This is a genomic window from Cupriavidus consociatus (assembly GCF_017814975.1).
GTDB lineage: Bacteria > Pseudomonadota > Gammaproteobacteria > Burkholderiales > Burkholderiaceae > Cupriavidus > Cupriavidus consociatus.
In genome coordinates, this window is record NZ_JAGIQA010000023.1 from 48,487 (window position 1) to 67,517 (window position 19,031).

Genomic DNA, 19,031 nt, shown 5'->3' on the forward strand with positions numbered 1-19,031 from the left:
GACGCCGGCTCAAACGCCCGCCGGGCCGACGCCCTCGCGCCGCAGCAGCGCGCGCTTGCGCTCGATGCCGCCGGCGTAGCCGGTCAGCGCGCCGGCGGTGCCGAGCACGCGATGGCAGGGCACGATCACCGACAGCGGATTGCGTCCCACCGCGCCGCCGACCGCGCGCGCGTGCGTCGGCGGCAGGTCGAGGGCACCTGCAAGTTCGCCGTAGGACGCGGTTGCGCCGCATGGAATGTCCCGCAGCGCCTGCCACACGCGCTGCTGGAACGGGCTGCCCGCAAAGCGCACCGGCACGGTAAAGGCGTCGCGCTTGCCAGCGAAGTATTCGGCCAGCTCCAGCGCGGCGCGTTCGAGCACGGCCGCTTCCTGCGGCGATGCCTCGCCGCTGTTTCCAGTCACGTTGGCGGGATAGTACTTCTGCCCCGCGAAGAACACGCCGGTCAGGTGCATCCCTTCCGCGCGCAGCAGCATGGTGCCCAGCGGGCTGTCGATCTGGCGATAGCTGCTCATGTCATGGTCTCCGGTACGGACGCGGCGGGCGCGTCCTTCATGGTCTCATAGCGATGCCACAGGTGGACCGCCGCATAGGCACGCCATGGCGCCCATTGCGCGGTGCGCGCGTGCATCGCACTCACGGTGTCGACGCCCAGCACCTTGCGCAGCGCATAGTCGGTGCCAGGGAAGGCATCGGGCCAGCCGAGCGCGCGCATGGCGACGTACTGCGCGGTCCAGTCGCCGATGCCGTCGATGGCGCGCAGCGCGGCGACGGTCGCTTCGGGCGGCGCGTGTGCGTCTAGCGCAAGTGTGCCGTCGGCCACGCGCTGCGCCAGCGCCTGCAACGTATGCGCCTTGCCCGCTGGCACGCCGGCATCGCGCAGGTCCTGCGGCGGCATGGCGGCGATGGCGGCGGCGCTCGGGAACAGGTAGCGCAGACTGCCCGGCAGGGTATCGGGCAGCGTCGTCGCCGAATCCGTCCGCTGTGCCAATGTGGCCAGGATGCGGCGCGCATGCACGACCGAAATCACCTGGCCTACTACTGCGCGCACGGCAATCTCGAAGCCGTCGACGCTGCCCGGCAACCGCATGCCCGGCACGGCCTGCGCGAGCTCGCCGAGATGGCGGTCGACCACATCGGGACGGCAGCCCAGGTCGCACAGCCGTCGCACCTTGCCCAGCGCCTGCGGGATCGCGCGCGCCAGTGACGCCGACAAGGTCACGCGCAGCACCGTGCGGCGCGGCACATGCTCGATGCGGACCCAGCCGTCATGCACGGTGCCACCCGCTTCCACGCGCAGCGTGCGCGCATAGGCGCCGTCGCGGATCTCTTCGATGCCATCCACCGCACGCGCGGCCAGGAAGCGCAGCAGTGCCTCCCACGCCAGCGGCGGCCGGTAGCCAAGCTCGAACACGAGCCGGTCGGCCACGCCGTCGGCGGCGCGCCGGCGCAGCGCGAGCGGGGTCAGGCCGTAGCGCGTCTTCAGCACATCGTTGAAGCGGCGCACGCTGCCGAAGCCCGCCGCCAGCGCCACCTCGGTCACCGGCAGCGCGGTGTCGGCCAGCAGGCGCTTGGCGAGCAGCAAACGCTGTGTCTGCGCGTATTCGAGCACCGAGACGCCGAACTGCGCATCGAACAGGCGCCGCAAATGCCGCTCGGTCACGCCGATGCGCGCGGCCAACGTGGTGACGCTGCCTTCGGCCATGAAGCCTTCGTCGATCAGCGTGGCGGCGGCCTGCGCAAGCCGGCCGGAGATATCGGCGAGTCCGTGCCCGGGCGCCAGTTCGGGGCGGCAGCGCAGGCAGGGGCGGAAGCCGTGCTTCTCGGCGGCGGCGGCACTTTCGTAAAAGGTGCAGTTCTCGCGCTTGGGGGTGCGTACCGCGCACACCGGCCGGCAGTACACTCCGGTCGAGGATACGCCCACGAAGAAGCGCCCGTCGAAGCGGCGGTCATGTGATGCCACGGCCTTGTAGCAGGTATCGGGATCGAGGTTCATGCCGGCATGCTACCGCTTCGGCCGACCGGGCACCGGCTGGATTCGGACATTTCCCTCTGGCATGCAGAGGTGGGCTGCGGCACAGTTCCGGATAGGGGCGGCGGCTAGAATTGCGCTTTGCGCCACTGCCCCTAGCTCATCACCCGGCAGCCAGCCCATACCGGAGACGCCATGCGCCGTTTTGTCCTGCACCTGTCGCTGCTTGCCTCGCTGGCCCCGCTGCCCGCGCCGGCGCAACCCGTGCAGCCCGTGCCGGCGGCATCGCCTGCGCTGGCACGGCAGGTCGCCACCGTGGAAGGCATCACCGAATACCGCCTGCCCAACGGCCTGCGCATCGTACTGGCGCCGGATGCGGCCAAGCCCACCACCACGGTCAACATCACCTACCTCGTGGGCAGCCGCCACGAGAACTACGGCGAGACCGGCATGGCCCACCTGCTCGAGCACCTGCTGTTCAAGGGCACGCCTTCGCTGCCGGGCAAAGCCATCCCGACCGAGTTCGCGCGGCGCGGCATGAGCGTCAACGGCACCACCACGCAGGACCGTACCAACTACTTTGGCACCTTTGCCGCCAGCGACGAAAACCTCGACTGGGCGCTACGCATGGAAGCGGACCGCATGGTCAACAGCGTGCTGTCCAAGGCCGACCTCGACAGCGAGATGACCGTGGTGCGCAACGAGATGGAAATGGGCGAGAACAGCCCGTCGCGCATGCTGATGCAGCAGACCATGTCGGTCGCGTACCGCTGGCACAACTACGGCAAGGCACCCATCGGCGCGCGCAGCGACGTCGAGACCGTCAGCATCGACAACCTGCGCGCCTTCTACCGGCGCTACTACCAGCCCGACAACGCGGTGCTGGTGGTGGCGGGCAAGTTCGATCCCGCCGCCACGCTGGCACGCATCGAGCGCTACTTCGGCCCGATCCCGCGCCCCACGCGCGTGCTGCCGCCCGAGCATACGGTCGAGCCCGCGCAGGAAGGCGCGCGCGAACTGGTGATCATGCGGCCCGGCGACAACAGCCTGGTAGCCGCGCAGTACCACGTCAGCCCCGGCGCACATCCCGACACCACGGCGCTGTCGCTGCTGACGATCATCCTCGGCGACACGCCTGGCGGGCGCCTGTACAAGGCGCTGGTCGAGCGCGGCCAGGCCGCTTCGATCGGCAGCGCGTTCTATGCGATGAAGGATCCCGGCACGCTTCTGTTCATGGCGGAGACGTCCAGGGACCAGTCGCTGGCCGCCGCGCGCGCAGGCCTGATCACGCAGGTCGAAGGCTTTGCCGAGGCGCCCGTGACCGAAGCCGAGCTGGAACGCGCACGCGTGCGCATGCGCAATGCCTACGACCACTACATGAGCGACCCGGGCGCGCTTGGCATCGCCCTGTCGGAGGCCATTGCAAAAGGCGACTGGCGGCTGTTCTTCCTGAACCGCGATCGCATCGAGACCACCACGCTGGCGGACGTGCAGCGCGTGGCACGGAACTACCTGCAGTCGTCGAACCGCACCGTGGGCCTGTTCATGCCGTCCGCCCAGCCAGCCCGCGCGCAGGTACCCGCTACGCCGGACGTGGCCGCGATGGTCAGCGGCTACCAGGGCAAGCCGGCGCTGGCGGCGGTCGCGCCATTCGACCCCAGCCCCGCCAATATCGAGGCACATACCACGCGCCAGACGCTGGCCAACGGCATGCAGCTGGCCCTGCTGCCCAAGCCCGCGCGCGGCGAGGTGGTGCATGGCGTGCTGGTGCTGCGCATGGGTGACGTGCAGAGCCTGCAAGGGCTGACCACGGTGGGGTCGATGACCGCGTCGATGCTTCGGCGCGGCGCTGGCGGCATGAATCGCGAACAGATCGCTGACCGCATCGAGGCGCTGCGCGCGCGTGTCGGCATCGGCGGCAGTTCAGAGCGCGTGACCGTCAGCTTCGAGACACGCCGGGCGCAACTGCCCGAGCTGCTGGCACTGCTGCGCGAGATCCTGCGCGCGCCCGACTTTCCGGAAGCGGAATTCGAGACGCTGCGCAAGACCAGCATCGCGGATATCGAAAGCGTCCAGAGCCAGCCGGGAGTGATGGCGTCGAATGCACTGAGCCGTCACGGCGATCCCTATCCCGCGGGCGATCCGCGCCACGCGCGCAGCTTTGCCGAGAACATCGCCGACCTGCGCGCGGCCACGCTGGCGCAAGTGCGTGATTTCCACGCGCGCTTCTACGGTGCGGGCAATGCGCAGCTGAGCCTGGTCGGCGACTTCGACGCGCCGGCCGCGGCGGCGCAGGTCGCGCAACTGTTCGGCGACTGGACCGCAGCGCAGCCGCATGCGCGCGTCGACCGGCCGTTCGTGCCGATTCCGCCGGCAGAATTCACGCTGCCCGCGCCGGGCAAGGCCAACGCCGTCTACGTGGCCGCCGCGCCGATCGACCTGACCAGCGACTCGCCGGACTATGCGCTGATGATGATCGCGAACCGCGTGCTGGGTGGTGCCAGCCTGCGCAGCCGGCTGGCCGACCGCCTGCGCCAGCAGGAAGGGTTGAGCTATGGCGCCAGCAGCTGGGTACAGGTGGGCGCGCTCGACCGCGCCGGCCGCTTTGGCGTGCAGGCGCAATACGCGCCGCAGAACCTCGCGCGCTTGCAGCGCGCGGTCGCCGACGAGCTCGAGCGCTTCACGCGCGACGGCATCACCGCGCCGGAGCTGGCAGAAGCGGTCAGCGGCCTGCTGCAGCAGGGCACGGTCAGCCGCAGCAATGACGCGGCGCTGGCCGGTACGCTTGCCAACCAGCTCTACCTGGGCCGCACCATGGCCTACACCGCGGACCTCGAGGCGCGGCTGCGCGCGGCCACGACGGAATCGGTCAACGCCGCGATCCGGCGCTATATGCAGGCGGGCGGAATGTCCCGCGTCTATGCGGGCGACTTCAGCGGCGCGCCCGCGCCGCAGCCGACCCAGGCACGCGATGCGGCCAGCGGCCAGGCAGGCGGCGGAGCGAACACCGAAGCCGCCGGCGCCACGCCGGCCGCGCAGCCCTGACATACCAGGGAAACAAAGTTCGGCTGCACTGGCGGGAAGCGCAAGACCGGCCAGGCAGCGTCATGCTGCATGGATACGGCAAGGCTAACGGCCGGGGTGCGCAAGGTAGCGGGCAGGCACCGACGCGGTGCGGGCTCTTGCCGCGACCCCGGGTTGACTGTATATTCGTACAGTATAAGTCGATACAAGAGGTGTGGATGTCAATCGTGCGAGCTGGCAGCAAGGCAGAAGCGCTCCGGCTTCTGGCCTCGGAAGACGTGCTGGCGCTGGAGCTGGACTACGAGACGGGCTGGCAGGATGCGGTCGAACTCGGCAGGCTCGGAGAAAAGCGCGGTATCAAGGTGCAGTATCGCGGGCAGGAAAGCATTGCCGTCCGCTCCCGCGAAGCCCTGATCGAAGGGCTTGCCAAACCCAAGGGCACGTTCCGCCAACGCAATCTCTATTGCCAGTTCGATCTCGGCACGCTGGCGGATCATGAACTGCTCGACCTCGAGGCCAAGGCCACGCGGCTCGGGGACTATATTCTCGCGGGCCACCTGCTGCGCGATGTCGATGGAGTGTGGCCGCAGCAATAGGCATTGCGATCAACTAAGCGCTGCGATCGGAGCAGCGCTGCAAGCAAAATTAAGGCCGCCATGCCGGCGGCCTTCGACCTTCTGACCGCACGCAGTGCGATCAGTGCCAGACGCGCGTCGCGTTGGCCCATCGCGCCGCGCACGATTGCGTGGCGGCAGCAGCCATCGCCGCGGCTGCATCATCGGCTTCGGCGAAGTGGCCGGCATCGGCCAGCGACGCCTGCGCGGTGCTGTCCAGTGCCGTGCGCCACATGACTGCCGTCACCAGCGTCTTGAATTGGCGGCGTTCGCCATGCGCCAGCGCCAGCAGGCGTTCGTAGCCCTCCATCACGATCAGGCGGTCGCCGCGGCACGGCTGCAGTTGCAGCGTGTACAGGTGATCGCATTCGCAATGCAGGCTACCGCCGCTTACCGCCAGCACGATCGCACCAGGCAGCGCGATGCCGCTGGCCTGCACCTCGCAGCGCAAGCGCGCCAGGTGCGCCTGCGCGCGCGGGTCGCTGACCTGGGCGATGTTGGCCGGCACCGCGCCCAGCGCCATCAGCTCCGCGGGCGATACCGCCAGCGTGTACGCCTGCAGCGCACTGCGATAGGACGCCACCACCGCGCGCAGGCGGTGCGGCGCGTCAACGTCATGGCCTGCCGGCCCGCGATCCTGCCAATCGTTCATGTCGACTCCTGCCGCACCTGGCGGTTGCATGGTCAGTCGCGCAGCAGTTGCTTGGCGATGATCAACTGCTGGATCTGCGTGGTGCCTTCATACAGGCGCAGCAGGCGCACGTCGCGGTAGAAGCGCTCGGCCTTGTACTCGGCGATATAGCCGGCGCCACCGTGGATCTGCACCGCGCGGTCGGCCACGCGGCCCACCATCTCGGAACAGAACATCTTGGTACAGGAGGCCAGCATGCTGACTTCCGGGTCGCTCTTGCCGGCGGGCTTGGCGTCGTAGCGCTGTGCGCAGTCGCGCACCATCGACAGGCCGGCGTAGAGCTCGGCCTGGCTGTCGGCGAGCATCGCCTGGATCAGCTGGAAGTCGCCAATGGGCTTGCCGAACTGCTTGCGCTCCTTGGCATAGGCCACGGCGTCGGTGATCAGGCGATGCGCCATGCCGCAGGCCAGCGCCGAGAGATGCAGGCGGCCGCGGTCGAGCACCTTCATGGCGGTCTTGAAGCCCACGCCCGGCACGCCGCCGATGATGTTGGCGGCGGGCACGCGCGCGTTCTCCAGCACCACGTCGCAGGTCTTGGTGCCGCGCTGGCCCATCTTCTTGTCCGGCTTGCCCAGCGAGATGCCCGGGGTGTCGGCCGGCACGATGAAGGACGAAATGCCCGAGGCACCCGCACCGCCGGTGCGCGCCATCAGCGTAAAGGCGCCGGCGCGCGGTGCATTGGTGATAAAGCGCTTGGTGCCGTTGATGACATAGTGGTCCCCGTCCAGCTCTGCCCTGGTCTGCAGCGAGGCGGCGTCGGAGCCGGCATTCGGTTCGGTCAGCGCAAACGAGATGATCAGGTCGCCGCTGGCGATGCGCGGCAGGTAAGCCTGCTTTTGCTCTTCGGTGCCATCCATCAGGATGCCCTGCGAGCCGATGCCGACGTTGGTGCCGAACACCGAGCGGAAGGCAAACGCGGTGTGGCCGAGGTCGTACACCACATCGCATTCCTGCGACATCGACAGGCCGATGCCGCCGTAGTTCTCGGGAATGGAGATGCCGAACAGGCCCATCTCCTTCATGTCCGCGACGATATCGGCGGGGACGTCGTCGGTCTCTTCCAGCGTGTCCTCGGCGGGCTTCAGGCGTTCGTCGATGAAGCGCTGCACCGAGGCGCGCAGCAGGGCAAAGGATTCTTGGTCAAGGGCCATGAGGATTCTCCGGGTCAGGCGATGCGTCTGTCTGGCCGACATGGTACGCCGGCCGCGCGATTTGACAATCCACGGCAGATTGAACAGAAGCGTCAATGAAATTTGACAATCCGCCGCTGTCAGCTCCACGTCACAGCGAACAGCCCCGCCAGCCCGAGGGCCAGCGCCGCCAGCGCGTCACCGGCGATCAGGCCGCCGCCCAGCAGCGATGCGGTGCTCATGTCCTCGGGCAGCGCCTGCCGCTCACGCCTGGCCCCTGGCTTGCGCCCGGCCATGGCGCCGCCGACGCTTGCCACCACGCCGCCAGCGGCCATCCAGCCGGCCGCCGCCAGGTTGACGAAGCCGCCGAAGGACGACGCATAGGGTGACGGCAGCATCACTGCATCAAGCAGGAAGTCCGCCACCCTGCCCCGCCGGCCTGACTGCGCGAAGCGCCGCCATGCCGGCCCGCCCAGGATAACCTTGCGCAGCACCGCCGTTGCCAGCCCCAGTGCCAGCCCGAGCGCCACCGCGGCATGCTGGGCGGCGCGCGGCTGCGCCAGCCCGTGCAGCACGCCGACGATCTTGTAGGTCATGGCCGAGGCCCAGCGCGCCGGCTGCTGGTCCGCCGGCAGCCGGGTCTGGTCCAGCGCCAGCACGGGATATGCCTGCATGAACAGCCGCGCCATCGCCACGGCCACAAGGGCGCCTACCACGATGCCTGCGACCTGGTAGCCGAACTGCACCATGCGGTCGCTGCCCAGGCGCCAGCCGGTGGAGCGGTCCTGCTGCATGTCGCTGGCTTCGGCGGTCGCCACCAGCAGCACGGTCGCCGCGATCAGGCCGACATGCGGCGCGCGCAAGCCGGCCGCGGCCATCAGGATCACCGTCAGCACGAAGGCGGACGAGATCGGGTTCTGGTCGACCATGCCGACCGAGATGCCGTTGACCAGCGCGAACACCAGCACCAGCAGCACCGCCATCAGCTGGAAGCCCAACGGCTGGGCGAACCATGCCACGCCCGCCGCGACCGTGGCGGCGCCCCACAGCAGCGCCCACGCGGCCACCCAGGCCATGCCAGGCCCACGCCGTGGCTGCGCCGCGCGCGGAGCGCGGCTGCGCCATTGTCGCCACGCCTTCGCCAGCAGCAGCGCGACGTCGAGCACGGCCGCGCCCATGATCATGCCCAGCGCCACCAGGAAGGTGGCCTTGCGATACGGTTCGCCGGGCGCGAGCCACCCCACGGACACGAACCACGGCGTCAGCGCCCAGCCGGCAAGTCCGCCCATCAGCGCCGCAATACCGATACGCGCCCCGACGATCATGCCGGCGCCGAAGGTCGCCGCCGACAGGTCCAGCGCCGCCAGCCACGGCACGCGCGCGGCGCCCAGGCCGCTGGCCAGCCCCAGCGCCATGCCGCCGCCCAGGCGCGCCACCGAGCGCCTCAGTAACGCCGGGTCGGTCAGTGCGCGCAGGATATTGGCAACCGCCAGTCCAGACGGGAACGTCAGCTGCATCCGGTCCACCAGCAATGGCGTGTACAGCATGCCGATGCCCACGCCGTACATGCCGATGCACAGCATGTAGAGCACCAGCTGCCACAGCGGCGGCTGCGCCAGGCCAAGCCAGGTCATCGCCTGCAGCACCACCGCCATGCCGCCCATGCCAGCCACCGATGCCGCCGCCGTCTGGATGTAGTTGGCGCCATGCCGGCCCGGTGCGCCGTAACCGGCCGTCACCACCGAGCCAAGTATGCCGGCCAGCACCTGGCCACCGACAAAGAAGCCCAGCGAGAAATTCATGTACGCCGCGGCAATGCCGCCGAGCGGCCCGAGCACCAGCATGCCGGCGGCGCCCAGCAGCGCGTGGTAGCGCCAGCTGCCGGCTGCGGGCAGCCAGCTGGCGCGGGGCACGGCGTCGGTGGGCAAGGTCGGCATGGCGAAGGCTCGGGGCAAGCAGTGGCAGGTTGCGCTCTGCGAAGCATAGGCCACGGCACCAGGTGGGCGATGTGCGACTTGTCTTCCTTTGCAGGCAGAGCCGCCGAGCCAAGCGGGTAAACACTAGTTTCGTGCGCAACCATCTGCGATATAGTTGCGCACGAAACCAATTGCACCCGAGCGAGACCAGCCATGACAGACTCCACCGCCCCGCACGCGGCCGTGCCCCCGGCACCGCCTTCCGCTACCCGGCGCCCCTGGCCGCGAAACGTACCCGTGCTGATCGCCGGCGGGGGCCCGGTCGGGCTGGCGCTGGCGGCGCTGCTGGCGCGCTACGGCATCGCCACGCTGGTGGTCGAGGCCGACGATGGCTACTGCGCCGGCAGCCGCGCCATCTGCATGTCGCGCCGCTCGCTCGAGATCCTGGGCTGGGTCGGCGCGGACCAGCAAACGGTCGAAACGGGGCTGCCCTGGGTGGGCGGCCGCAGCTACTACCGCGACGCCGAGGTGCTGCACTTCCGCATGCCAAGCGAGCCGGACGAGCGCTTCGCGCCGATGGTCAATATCCAGCAGTACTACCTCGAGGCGTTCGCCCACGAGGCCGCGCTGCGCGGCGCCACGCCGGCCAACGTGCGCTTCGGCGCGCGCGTGCGCACGGTGCGTCCGCATGATGGTGGCGTGATCGCGGAAATCGAAAGCGCCGACGGCGTGGTTCAGGTCGACGCGCAATGGCTGGTGGCCTGCGACGGCGGCCGCAGCACGGTGCGCGAGCAACTGGGCCTGCGCATGGAAGGCACCCAGTACGAAGGCCGCTACGTGATCGTCGACATCGTGCAGAAGACCCGGCGCGAGGTGGAACGACTGGCCTGGTTCGACCCGCCGTCGAATCCGGGCTCGACCATCCTGATGCACCGCCAGCCCGACGACGTCTGGCGCATTGACTACCAGATCCGCGACGACGAGGACCCCGAGGAAGCGGTCAAGCCGGAAAACGTGCTGCCGCGCGTGCAGAGCCACCTCGACATGATCGGCGAGACCGAACCCTGGCAGCCGCTGTGGATCTCGATCTACAACGCCAAGTGCCTGACGCTGCAGGACTATCGCCACGGCCGCGTGCTGTTCGCCGGCGACGCCGCGCACCTGGTGCCGATCTTCGGCGTGCGCGGGCTCAACTCTGGGCTGGATGATGCCGGCAACCTGGCGTGGAAGCTGGCCGCGGTCGTGCGCGGCCAGGCCGCCGACAGCCTGCTCGATTCCTATTCGGCCGAGCGCGTCCACGCCACCCGGCAGAACATCGCCTACGGCGCCAAGAGCACCGAATTCATGGCGCCGCCTGACTTTGCCTTCCGCCTGATGCGCGAGGCCACGCTGCGGCTGTCGCAAGGCGACAGCCCGGTGCGTTCGCTGATCAATCCGCGCCAGTCGGCACCGATCGCCTATGCCGGTTCGCCGCTGAACGGCGCCAGCGACTTCGGCGACGACTGCCCGGGCGCCGCGCCCGGATTGCCCGCTCCGGAGGCGCGCGTCGCCAGCGCGGAAGGTGTCGGCCACCTCACGCAATGCTTCGGGCAGCGCTTCACGTTGCTGTACTTCGGTGATTCGCCCGCGCTGCCCGCCCCGCTGGCCGCACTGGCGCAGGCCCATCCGCATACGCTGCAGGCACGCGTGATCGTCGACGGTACCGCCGCCCCCGCGCAGGGCGCGCTCGCCGATGTCGCCGGCCAGGCGCGCGCGCGCTACGGCGCCCGGCCCGGCACGCTCTACGCGATCCGCCCCGACGGGTACGTGCTGTCGCGCTGGCGCGCGCCCGCATGGGACGACGTCGGCGCAACCCTCGCCTCCCTGATGCAAACCCCGCAATCCCCGCAACCCCAACCGGCCGGAGCCCGCCATGCAAGCTGATGACCTCGACCTTGCCTATACCCGCCTGTGCGAAGCCATGGGCCGCGTTGGCGAAGAACGATCCCCGCTGCTGCTGGCGATGATGTGCCTGGGACTGATGAGCCGGCAGGAATCGCTGGCGCCGGTGCTTGCATTGATCGACGAGGCGGAGGCGCGCAGCCAGACGTAGGCATACAATGCCGACGCCCGACCGGACATCGCCATGAAACCACTGCCACGCCTGGACCAGTTCCTGACCTACCGCCTGCACCAGGTCAACAAGCTCAGCGACAAGGACAGCGCTGCCGCCTACCTGGAGCAGTGCGGCCTGCTGCTGAGCGAAGGTCGCTGCCTTGCCGCGATCGGCGCGTTCGCGCCGCTGTCGGTCAACGCACTGGCGCACCGCGCCAACCTGACCAAGGGCCAGGCCAGCCGCTCGGCGCAGGCGCTGGTGGAACGGGGGCTGGTCAGCAAGGAAACCAGCGCCGCCGATGGCCGCGGCGTGGTGCTGTCGCTGACCGCGCGGGGCAAGCCGCTATACCGGCAGGCGATCGCCATGATTGCGCGGCGCAATGACGAGATCTTCGGCTGCCTGAGCGAGGAAGAGCAGGCCCTGCTCGGCAGCCTGCTCGACCGGCTGGTCGCGCACGCCGCCGCGCAGGACGGTGCAGCGGACAGCGAAGAGGCCTGGTGACTGGGCCTAGCGACGCAAGCCGTCTACGTGTGCGCGCGCACCGTCGCGGCGGGCGGCTTCAGCTATCTCATTGGTGACCACGGTCTGGCCGATCGGCGCCAGCGCGATGCCGGCCAGCTTCAGGTGCTGGATCGCGAACGGGATGCCGATGATGGTGACGAAGTTGGCGACTGCCGCCATCACGTGGCCGATCGCCAGCCACACGCCTGCAAACACAAACCACAGCACATTGCCCACCAGCCCCAGCGCGCCGGTGCCGACATCGTCGCGCCCGGTCAGCTCGCGCCGGCTGATGGCCTGCTTGCCGAACGGGAAGAAGGTGAAGCTGCCGATCACGAAGCAGGCCTTGCCCCACGGGATACCGACGATCGAGATAAAGCAGAGCAGCCCGGCCAGCCACCAGGCCAGGCCCATCACCACGCCGCCGAGGATGAACCAGAGGAAGTTGCCGATTGCGCGCATGCGAGCCTTTTGTATGTGAGCAGCAGAGGACTCCGATGATACGCGCGGCGCGGAAGCGTACCCGTTTCTGCGTGCCGCGCCGGGATGCACAACAGGCATCTGAACAGTTCATGCGCGCCCGTCCAACATGCCGCTTTTGCAGGCCTAATCGCTGCCGCCAGCAGCGTCCGGAGCTACCCCGCCACGGCAAAGCGTACCCGTTTCTGCGTACTCCATTCGGCATGAGCGTGGGCCGCCGTGGCCGCCTCCGGCAAGCTCGCGATGGCCGCGCTAGAATGTGATGCCCGCCGGCCATCTGCCCGGCATCCCGCGATCCGGGAATGCCGGGCGGCACGGCGCGGCCATCCCCCATCGCAACCCACGCCTCACGCCGCACAGCGCGTCAGACCGTTCCCCGCCATGAAGCCCTCGCTGCTGATCCTGACCCAGGTCGCTCCGCACCACCGCGACGCCATCTCCAGACAGTTCGAGATCGCCTACGCCCCGGATGCCGAAAGCCGCGCCGCGCAGATCGCCACGCATGGCGCGCGCATCCGTGCGGTGCTGACGATCGGCTCCGCCGGCCTGGCCGCGGCCGAGATCGACGCGATGCCGGCGCTGGAACTGGTGTGCGCGCTCGGCGCCGGATTCGAGAACATCGCCGTCGCCCACGCCCGCGCGCGCGGCATCGCCGTTGCCAACGGCGCCGGCACCAACGACAGCTGCGTCGCCGACCACGCGCTGGCGCTGCTGCTGGCGACGGTGCGCGGGCTGCCCCAGCTTGACGCCGCCACGCGCGCCGGCACCTGGCGCACGGCGCTGCCACTGCGGCCCAATGTCTCCGGCAAGCGCATGGGCATCGTCGGACTGGGCACCATCGGCCGGCGCATCGCGCGTCGTGGCGAGGGCTTCGACCTGGAGATCGGCTACCACAACCGCAAGCCGCGCGAAGATGTGGGCTTCCGCTATTTCGACAGCATCGGCGCGCTCGCCGACTGGGCCGACTACCTGGTGATCGCCACGCCGGGCGGCGGCGCGACGCGCCACCTGGTCGGCGCCGGCGTGCTGGCGGCGTTGGGGCCGTCGGGCTTCCTGGTCAATATCGCGCGCGGCAGCGTGGTCGATACGCAGGCGCTGGCAGCGGCGCTGCGCGCCGGTACGCTCGGCGGCGCCGGGCTGGACGTTTATGAAAGCGAGCCGGCGCCGCCGGCGGAGCTGTTCGACTGCCCCAACGTCGTGCTGACGCCGCACGTGGCCGGCTGGTCGCCCGAAGCGATCACGGCGTCGGTGGTGCAGTTCCTGGAGAATGCGCGGCGGCATTTTGCCGGCGAGGCGCTGCTGACACCCGTGGGTTGATGTCGGCAGACTGACGTCGGCAGCCTGACGGCCGGGCTCAGGCGGCAGGAAACGCGACCCTGACGCGCAGCCCCGGCCGCGCGTCTTCCAGCGCCACGCGCGCCCCGTGCGACTGCGCAATCTCCCCCACGATCGCCAGGCCCAGTCCGCTGCCGCCGGTGGGCGCCTCGGGCAGGCGGTAGAAGCGGTCGAACACGCGTTCGCGTTCCGCAGCCGGAATGCCGGGGCCATTGTCGCTGACCACCAGCTCGACCGATCGCCCGTCGCTGCCACGTGCCACCTGCACGTCGATGCGGCTGCCGGCCGGAATATAAGCCAGCGCGTTATCCAGCAGGTTGGTCAGCAGGATGCGCAAGGCATCGGCATCGCCATGCACGATGGCCGGCGCCGCGCCGGCGTCGCCATCCACGCCCAGGTCGATGTCGCGATCCAGCGCGGCCTGGGCCAGCTCGGCCACCACGCCGGTGGCGAGCGCGCGCAGCTCGACCGGCTCGCGCGGCGGCGTGGCAGCACCGGGCTCCTGCCGCGCCAGCGTCAGCAATTGCGTGACAAGATGGGTCAGCCGCTCCAGCCCCTGGCGCAGCTTCGCCACGGCCTCGTCGCGCGCCGCGCCGTTGTCGGCACGCTCGACCAGCTGGGCCTGCAGCTGCAGTGCGGCCAGCGGCGTGCGCAGCGCGTGGGCGGCGTCGGCCACGAAGGCGCGCTGCGTGTCGATGGCATGTGAGAGCCGCGCCAGCAGCTGGTTCAGCGCGGCGCTGAGCGGCGCGATCTCGTCCGGCATCTGCCGCACCGCCAGCGGTGCGAGCGCGGTGGCGTCGCGCGCGCGCACTTCAGCGGCGATCTCGCGCAGCGGCCGCAGCCCGCGGCCCACCGCCATCCACACCAGCCAGCCCAGCAGCGGCAGCAGCAACAGCAGCGGCGCCACGGTGCGCAGCGCCATGCGCGCGGCCAGCGTGCGGCGCGCGCTCATGGGCTGCGCGATCTGCACCACGGTGGGCCCGAGCTGCATGCTGTACAGCCGCCATTCGCCTTGCTGCGTGGTCACGTTGGAGAAGCCCAGCTCGGCACGCGCGGGCAGCGCCGGGTGCGAGTGCGACAGGTACAAGCTGCGCCCGGAGCCGTCCCAGATGTGGATGACGACGTCCTCGTCGGCATGCGACAGGTCGCCGGGCGAGCCGATGAAGGGTGGCACCACCGGGTCGGCAAACTGGCTCGGCAGCGCCGCGGCCATCTGCTTCATCTGGTAGTCGAACAGCGCATTGGCTTCCTGGCGCGCCTGGCCGTAGATCAGCACGGTGGCAATGGCAATGCCGGCGAGCAGTCCCGCGGCCAGCCACCACAGCAGGGTTCGCTGGATGGAGCGCATCAGCCGGGCTCTCCCTCGCCATCCAGGCGCGGCACCACGTAGCCCACGCCGCGGATATTGCGGATCAGCGCCGCGCCGAGCTTCTTGCGCAGCGCGTGGATATAGACCTCGACGGTATTGCTGCCGACCTCGTCGTCCCAGCCGTACAGGCGCTCCTGCAGCTGCGGCACCGACCACACCTTGCCCGGCCGCGACATCAGCGCCGACAGCAGCGCAAACTCGCGCGCCGACAACCGCACCGGCTCGCCGCGCTGCGTGACCTCGCGCGTGGACGGGTTGAGCACGATCTCGCCATAGGTCACCAGCGGCTCGGCCCGCCCCGCGGCGCGGCGCGCGAGCGCGTGCATGCGCGCGGCCAGTTCCTGCAGGTCGAAGGGCTTGACCAGGTAGTCGTCGGCGCCGGCGTTGAGACCGGCGACGCGGTCGGCGACCGCATCGCGCGCGGTCAGGATCAGCACCGGCGTCGGCACGCCGCGCGTGCGCAGCGCATGCAGCACGTCCAGCCCCGAGCGGCGCGGCAGGCCGAGGTCGAGCAGCACCAGGTCGTAGCAGGCTTCGCCGTCCTGCGACGAGGTCGCCGCAGCCAGGCCCGCTTCGCCATCGCGTACCCAGTCTACGGTGAAGCCCTCCTGCCGCAGTGCCTGCCTGACGCTGTCGCCGATCATGGCGTCGTCTTCCACCAGCAGGACGCGCATGACTAGGCGTTCCCGGCTTCGCGGTCCAGGCGCCCGGCCAGCGCCCGCGCCAACCCGGGCAGCGCTGGGTGGCGCGCGGTGACGACATGGACCGGCACGTCTTCGAGCCAGCCGCGCATGCGGCCCTTGGCGACAAAGCGCTCGGCGAAGGAAGAAGCCTGCAGCGCCGGCACGAAACGCGGCAGGATGCCGCCGCCCAGATAGACGCCACCGCGAGCGCCCAGCACCAGCGCGATATCGGCCGCGACCGAACCCAGCAGTCCGAAGAACACCGTCATGGTGCGCTGGCACAGCGGGTCGTTGCGCTGGAAAGCGCCGTCGGTGACCTGCTCCGGCTGCAGCGGCGCGAGCAAAAGCGTACCCGTTTCTGCGGCGAGCGCGGCATGGATCTGCGACAGCCCCGCGCCCGACAACAGCCTTTCCGCGGACACCCGTCCGAGCTGGCGATGCGCCGCCCGCCATGCCACCCATTCATCGTCGGTGGCGGGCATTAGTTCCATATGGCCACCCTCGCCGGCCAGCGCCACCATCTGCCCGCCCGGTGCCGGCACCAGCCCCGACACGCCCAGGCCCGTGCCCGGTCCCACCAGCGCCAGCGGCGCCAGCGGCGGGTTCAGGACCGCGGTGCCGGCGCGCACCCGCGCCAGGCCGTCCGCCGGCAGGTGCGGCAACGCCAGCGCCAGCGCGGTGAAGTCGTTCAGTGCCACCAGCGTCTGCAGACCGAGCGCGCGGCGCATGCCCTCGATCGAGAACGACCAGTTGTGATTGGTCAGCTTGACCTGGTCGCCTGTGACCGGATTGGCCAGCCCGATCGCCGCATGGCGCGGCACGGGCTGCCCGGTGGCCGTCAGGCCGTCCAGGAACTGGCGCAGCGCGGCTTCGAGCGAGGGAAAGTCGGCGACCTTGAGCGCGGTCACCGGGCCGATCTGCATCGGCGCGGACTCGAGCGCGAAGCGCACGTTGGTGCCGCCGACATCGCCGAGCAGCCGCGGGAAGCTGGCGGTGGCGGTCGCGGAAGTGGAGGCGGTGTCAGCCATGGCGTCGGTCACGTCCCCTTAATCAGAATTCAGGCCTTGAACACGTCGAATCCGTGCCGGTGGCGCGACGCCACCAGGCTCACCGGCAGCGTGGGCGTCGGCTCCTGCAGCGCGCGTTCGAGCACCTTGGCCTTGGCTTTGCCAGTGACGGACAGGAATGCGCGTTCGGCCGCCAGCAGCGCGGCCAGGTTCAGCGTGATGCGCGCATGCGGCGCGGTGCCCGGATGCGTCAGCAAATAAGCTGGCTGCGGATCGCTCAGCGCGTCCTGGAGTTCGGGCGCGTCCGGGAACAGCGACGCGGTATGGCCATCCTCGCCCATGCCGAGTATCACCACGTCAGGCTGGCGGAACGCGCGATTGGCGCGCGCCGTCGCTGCGGCCGGATCGGCCACGTCCTGTGCATCCGCCACCAGCGGGATAAAGGCGGCACTGCCGGCGGCCTCGCGCAGCAAGTGCGCGCGCACCAGCGCGGCATTGCTGTCGGGGTGGTCGGGCGGCACCACGCGTTCGTCAACCAGCGTCACTGTCACCGCGTCCCAGCGCAGCGGGCGGTAGCGCAGCCGCTCGAACATCGGCACCGGCGAGCGTCCGCCGGACACCGCCAGCACCGCCCAGCCGTTGACGCGGATGGCGAGTTCGAGCGCATTGCTGATCGAGATGGCCAGGGCCTCGGCCTGGTCCATTGGGGTGGGATGTTCGAACAGGCGCATATTGTTTCCTCTGGTTCAGGCTTCTTCGTGCCACAAGCCGCCGTCGCGCGACATCAGCGCCGACGACGCGGCCGGGCCCCAGGTGCCGGCGGTGTAGGGCTTGGGCGGTACCGTGCTGGCTTCCCAGGTATCGATGATGGGCTCGACCCAGCGCCACGCCTGCACCTGCTCGTCGCGGCGCACGAACAGGCCGAGCCGGCCGCGGATCACATCGAGCAGCAGCCGCTCGTAGGCGCCGGCGCGGCGTACCTTGAACGAGTTGGCGAAGTCGAGGTCGAGCGAGGTCGGCGTCAGCTCGAGCGTGTCGCCGGGCTGCTTGACCAGGCAATACAGCCGGATGCTTTCCTCGGGCTGCAGCTGGATCACCAGCCGGTTCTGCGGCGACAGCGTCAGCGGGCGCGGGAAGATCGCATGCGGCACGTCGCGGAAGTGAATCACGATCTCGGCCACGCGCGCCTGCATGCGCTTGCCGGTGCGCAGGTAGAACGGCACGCCTTCCCAGCGCCAGTTGGCGATCTCGGCCTTGATCGCGACAAAGGTCTCGGTGCGGCTGTCTGGCGCGATGCCGGCCTCATCGGTGTAGCCCGGCACCGGCTTGCCGCCGATGGCGCCCGCGCGGTACTGGCCGCGCACGGTTTTTTCGGCGACGTCGTGCGGCGTGATCGGCTTGAGTGCCTTCAGGATCTTGATCTTCTCGTCGCGGATGGCGTCTTCCGAAAGGCTGGCGGGAGGCTCCATCGCGACCATGCACAGCAGCTGCAGCAGGTGGTTCTGCACCATGTCGCGCAGCGCGCCGGTCTGGTCGTAGAAATCGCCGCGCGTTTCCACGCCGAGCTCTTCGGCGATGGTGATCTGCACGTCCTGCACCCACTCGCGCCGCCACAGCGGCTCGAACAGGGCATTGCCGAAGCGGATCGCCATCAGGTTCTGCACCGACTCCTTGCCGAGGTAGTGGTCGATACGGTAGATCTGCTCTTCGGCGAAGAAATTCGCCACCGCCGAGTTGATCGCCTCGTTCGATTCGAGGTCGTGGCCCAGCGGCTTTTCCAGCACGATACGTACGTTCGGCACGTTGGGCGACGCGCGCGTATTGAGGCCCGTGCGCGCAAGCTGTTCGCAGATCGACACGAACAGGTGCGGCGCGGTGGCGAGATAGCACACCACCACTTCCGGCTTGCGCGACAGCACCTTGTCGGCGAGCGCGTCGAAATGCGCGGGCACGCGTGCGTCGGCCTGCACGTAGCTGATGCGCGCGCAGAACTTCTCCCATGACTCCGGCGGCGCATGGGCCAGCGCGGGCCGCACGGTCTGCTCCAGTGACGCGAGATAGTCGGCGGTCGACAAGGGCTGGCTGCCCGTGGCGAGGATGCGCGCGGCCGGATGCAGCAGGCCGGCGTGGTGCGCGTCGAACAGGGAAGGCAGCAGCTTGCGCCGCGCCAGGTCGCCGGTGCCGCCGAACAGCACCATGTCGAAATCAGGCATGCT

General features: G+C 69.7%; 17 protein-coding genes. 6 read left to right on the plus strand and 11 right to left on the minus strand.

Features of this window, described 5'->3' with window-relative positions:
• Nucleotides 1–9: 9 nt before the first annotated feature.
• Together J8I82_RS26695 and J8I82_RS26700 are read right to left on the minus strand one after the other, a co-directional pair.
• Complete coding sequence (locus J8I82_RS26695) at nt 10–513, minus strand: methylated-DNA--[protein]-cysteine S-methyltransferase (RefSeq protein WP_209761848.1); 504 nt, start codon at nt 511–513, stop codon at nt 10–12.
• Nucleotides 510–1,994, minus strand: a complete 1,485-nt coding sequence (locus tag J8I82_RS26700) for a DNA-3-methyladenine glycosylase 2 family protein (protein ID WP_209761849.1) — start codon at nt 1,992–1,994, stop codon at nt 510–512. Before J8I82_RS26700 ends, J8I82_RS26695 begins: the two co-directional genes overlap by 4 nt.
• Before the next feature lie 171 nt (nt 1,995–2,165).
• Between J8I82_RS26700 and J8I82_RS26705 the strand changes: the two genes are divergently transcribed.
• Nucleotides 2,166–5,015 (plus strand): M16 family metallopeptidase, encoded by a 2,850-nt coding sequence (locus J8I82_RS26705; protein WP_209761850.1) that lies wholly within the window; start codon nt 2,166–2,168, stop codon nt 5,013–5,015.
• Between the two features lie 197 nt (nt 5,016–5,212).
• Nucleotides 5,213–5,590 (plus strand): PHA-granule associated protein 4, encoded by a 378-nt coding sequence (locus tag J8I82_RS26710; protein ID WP_209761851.1) that lies wholly within the window; start codon nt 5,213–5,215, stop codon nt 5,588–5,590.
• Nucleotides 5,591–5,690: 100 nt separating this feature from the next.
• Here the strand turns inward: J8I82_RS26710 and J8I82_RS26715 are convergent, their stop codons facing one another.
• From J8I82_RS26715 to J8I82_RS26725, 3 genes are all read right to left on the minus strand, one after another.
• On the minus strand, nt 5,691–6,260 hold the full coding sequence (locus J8I82_RS26715; protein WP_209761852.1) for a hypothetical protein: 570 nt from the start codon (nt 6,258–6,260) through the stop codon (nt 5,691–5,693).
• Between the two features lie 32 nt (nt 6,261–6,292).
• On the minus strand, nt 6,293–7,450 hold the full coding sequence (locus tag J8I82_RS26720) for an acyl-CoA dehydrogenase family protein (protein ID WP_209761853.1): 1,158 nt from the start codon (nt 7,448–7,450) through the stop codon (nt 6,293–6,295).
• Between the two features lie 119 nt (nt 7,451–7,569).
• Nucleotides 7,570–9,366 (minus strand): OPT/YSL family transporter, encoded by a 1,797-nt coding sequence (locus tag J8I82_RS26725; protein ID WP_209761854.1) that lies wholly within the window; start codon nt 9,364–9,366, stop codon nt 7,570–7,572.
• A 192-nt stretch (nt 9,367–9,558) separates the two neighbouring features.
• Between J8I82_RS26725 and J8I82_RS26730 the strand changes: the two genes are divergently transcribed.
• Genes J8I82_RS26730 through J8I82_RS26740 form a run of 3 tightly spaced genes read left to right on the plus strand, consistent with a single transcriptional unit; the run spans nt 9,559 to nt 11,941 of the window.
• A complete protein-coding gene (locus J8I82_RS26730) occupies nt 9,559–11,268 on the plus strand; it encodes an FAD-dependent oxidoreductase (RefSeq protein ID WP_209761855.1) in 1,710 nt (569 codons plus the stop codon).
• Nucleotides 11,258–11,437, plus strand: a complete 180-nt coding sequence (locus J8I82_RS26735; RefSeq protein ID WP_209761856.1) for a hypothetical protein — start codon at nt 11,258–11,260, stop codon at nt 11,435–11,437. The genes J8I82_RS26730 and J8I82_RS26735 overlap by 11 nt, the downstream gene beginning before the upstream one ends.
• 33 nt (nt 11,438–11,470) lie before the next feature.
• Entirely contained in the window at nt 11,471–11,941 is a 471-nt protein-coding gene (locus tag J8I82_RS26740; protein ID WP_209761857.1) for a MarR family winged helix-turn-helix transcriptional regulator, read from the plus strand.
• A gap of 6 nt (nt 11,942–11,947) precedes the next feature.
• On the opposite strand, the gene J8I82_RS26745 is transcribed toward J8I82_RS26740, so the two are convergent.
• Nucleotides 11,948–12,403 (minus strand): YccF domain-containing protein, encoded by a 456-nt coding sequence (locus J8I82_RS26745; protein WP_151070132.1) that lies wholly within the window; start codon nt 12,401–12,403, stop codon nt 11,948–11,950.
• 399 nt (nt 12,404–12,802) lie between these two features.
• On the opposite strand from J8I82_RS26745, the gene J8I82_RS26750 reads away from it, so the two are divergent.
• Nucleotides 12,803–13,738, plus strand: a complete 936-nt coding sequence (locus tag J8I82_RS26750) for a 2-hydroxyacid dehydrogenase (protein ID WP_209761858.1) — start codon at nt 12,803–12,805, stop codon at nt 13,736–13,738.
• 37 nt (nt 13,739–13,775) lie between these two features.
• Here J8I82_RS26750 and J8I82_RS26755 read toward each other — a convergent pair whose 3' ends face one another.
• From J8I82_RS26755 to zwf, 5 genes are read right to left on the minus strand one after another with little or no spacing between them, the layout of a single operon-like run.
• Entirely contained in the window at nt 13,776–15,104 is a 1,329-nt protein-coding gene (locus J8I82_RS26755; protein ID WP_209761859.1) for a sensor histidine kinase, read from the minus strand.
• Nucleotides 15,104–15,799, minus strand: coding sequence for a response regulator transcription factor (locus J8I82_RS26760; RefSeq protein WP_209761860.1), 696 nt, complete (start codon nt 15,797–15,799; stop codon nt 15,104–15,106). The genes J8I82_RS26755 and J8I82_RS26760 overlap by 1 nt, the downstream gene beginning before the upstream one ends.
• 2 nt (nt 15,800–15,801) lie before the next feature.
• Nucleotides 15,802–16,836: a glucokinase gene (glk, locus tag J8I82_RS26765; RefSeq protein WP_209761861.1), complete on the minus strand. Its 1,035-nt coding sequence runs from the start codon at nt 16,834–16,836 to the stop codon at nt 15,802–15,804.
• 29 nt (nt 16,837–16,865) lie between these two features.
• Nucleotides 16,866–17,546, minus strand: coding sequence for a 6-phosphogluconolactonase (gene pgl, locus J8I82_RS26770; protein ID WP_209761862.1), 681 nt, complete (start codon nt 17,544–17,546; stop codon nt 16,866–16,868).
• Nucleotides 17,547–17,561: 15 nt separating this feature from the next.
• Complete coding sequence (zwf, locus tag J8I82_RS26775; RefSeq protein ID WP_209761863.1) at nt 17,562–19,028, minus strand: glucose-6-phosphate dehydrogenase; 1,467 nt, start codon at nt 19,026–19,028, stop codon at nt 17,562–17,564.
• Between the last annotated feature and the right edge of the window lie 3 nt (nt 19,029–19,031).

Coding starts and splice junctions, on each gene's coding strand:
- J8I82_RS26745 (WP_151070132.1), bottom strand. CDS start 12,403: ATGCGCGCAATCGGCAACTTCCTCTGGTTCATCCTCGGCGGCGTGGTG.
- zwf (WP_209761863.1), bottom strand. CDS start 19,028: ATGCCTGATTTCGACATGGTGCTGTTCGGCGGCACCGGCGACCTGGCG.
- glk (WP_209761861.1), bottom strand. CDS start 16,836: ATGGCTGACACCGCCTCCACTTCCGCGACCGCCACCGCCAGCTTCCCG.
- J8I82_RS26730 (WP_209761855.1), top strand. CDS start 9,559: ATGACAGACTCCACCGCCCCGCACGCGGCCGTGCCCCCGGCACCGCCT.
- J8I82_RS26715 (WP_209761852.1), bottom strand. CDS start 6,260: ATGAACGATTGGCAGGATCGCGGGCCGGCAGGCCATGACGTTGACGCG.
- J8I82_RS26760 (WP_209761860.1), bottom strand. CDS start 15,799: ATGCGCGTCCTGCTGGTGGAAGACGACGCCATGATCGGCGACAGCGTC.
- J8I82_RS26710 (WP_209761851.1), top strand. CDS start 5,213: ATGTCAATCGTGCGAGCTGGCAGCAAGGCAGAAGCGCTCCGGCTTCTG.
- pgl (WP_209761862.1), bottom strand. CDS start 17,546: ATGCGCCTGTTCGAACATCCCACCCCAATGGACCAGGCCGAGGCCCTG.
- J8I82_RS26735 (WP_209761856.1), top strand. CDS start 11,258: ATGCAAGCTGATGACCTCGACCTTGCCTATACCCGCCTGTGCGAAGCC.
- J8I82_RS26755 (WP_209761859.1), bottom strand. CDS start 15,104: ATGCGCTCCATCCAGCGAACCCTGCTGTGGTGGCTGGCCGCGGGACTG.
- J8I82_RS26720 (WP_209761853.1), bottom strand. CDS start 7,450: ATGGCCCTTGACCAAGAATCCTTTGCCCTGCTGCGCGCCTCGGTGCAG.
- J8I82_RS26695 (WP_209761848.1), bottom strand. CDS start 513: ATGAGCAGCTATCGCCAGATCGACAGCCCGCTGGGCACCATGCTGCTG.
- J8I82_RS26750 (WP_209761858.1), top strand. CDS start 12,803: ATGAAGCCCTCGCTGCTGATCCTGACCCAGGTCGCTCCGCACCACCGC.
- J8I82_RS26740 (WP_209761857.1), top strand. CDS start 11,471: ATGAAACCACTGCCACGCCTGGACCAGTTCCTGACCTACCGCCTGCAC.
- J8I82_RS26705 (WP_209761850.1), top strand. CDS start 2,166: ATGCGCCGTTTTGTCCTGCACCTGTCGCTGCTTGCCTCGCTGGCCCCG.
- J8I82_RS26725 (WP_209761854.1), bottom strand. CDS start 9,366: ATGCCGACCTTGCCCACCGACGCCGTGCCCCGCGCCAGCTGGCTGCCC.
- J8I82_RS26700 (WP_209761849.1), bottom strand. CDS start 1,994: ATGAACCTCGATCCCGATACCTGCTACAAGGCCGTGGCATCACATGAC.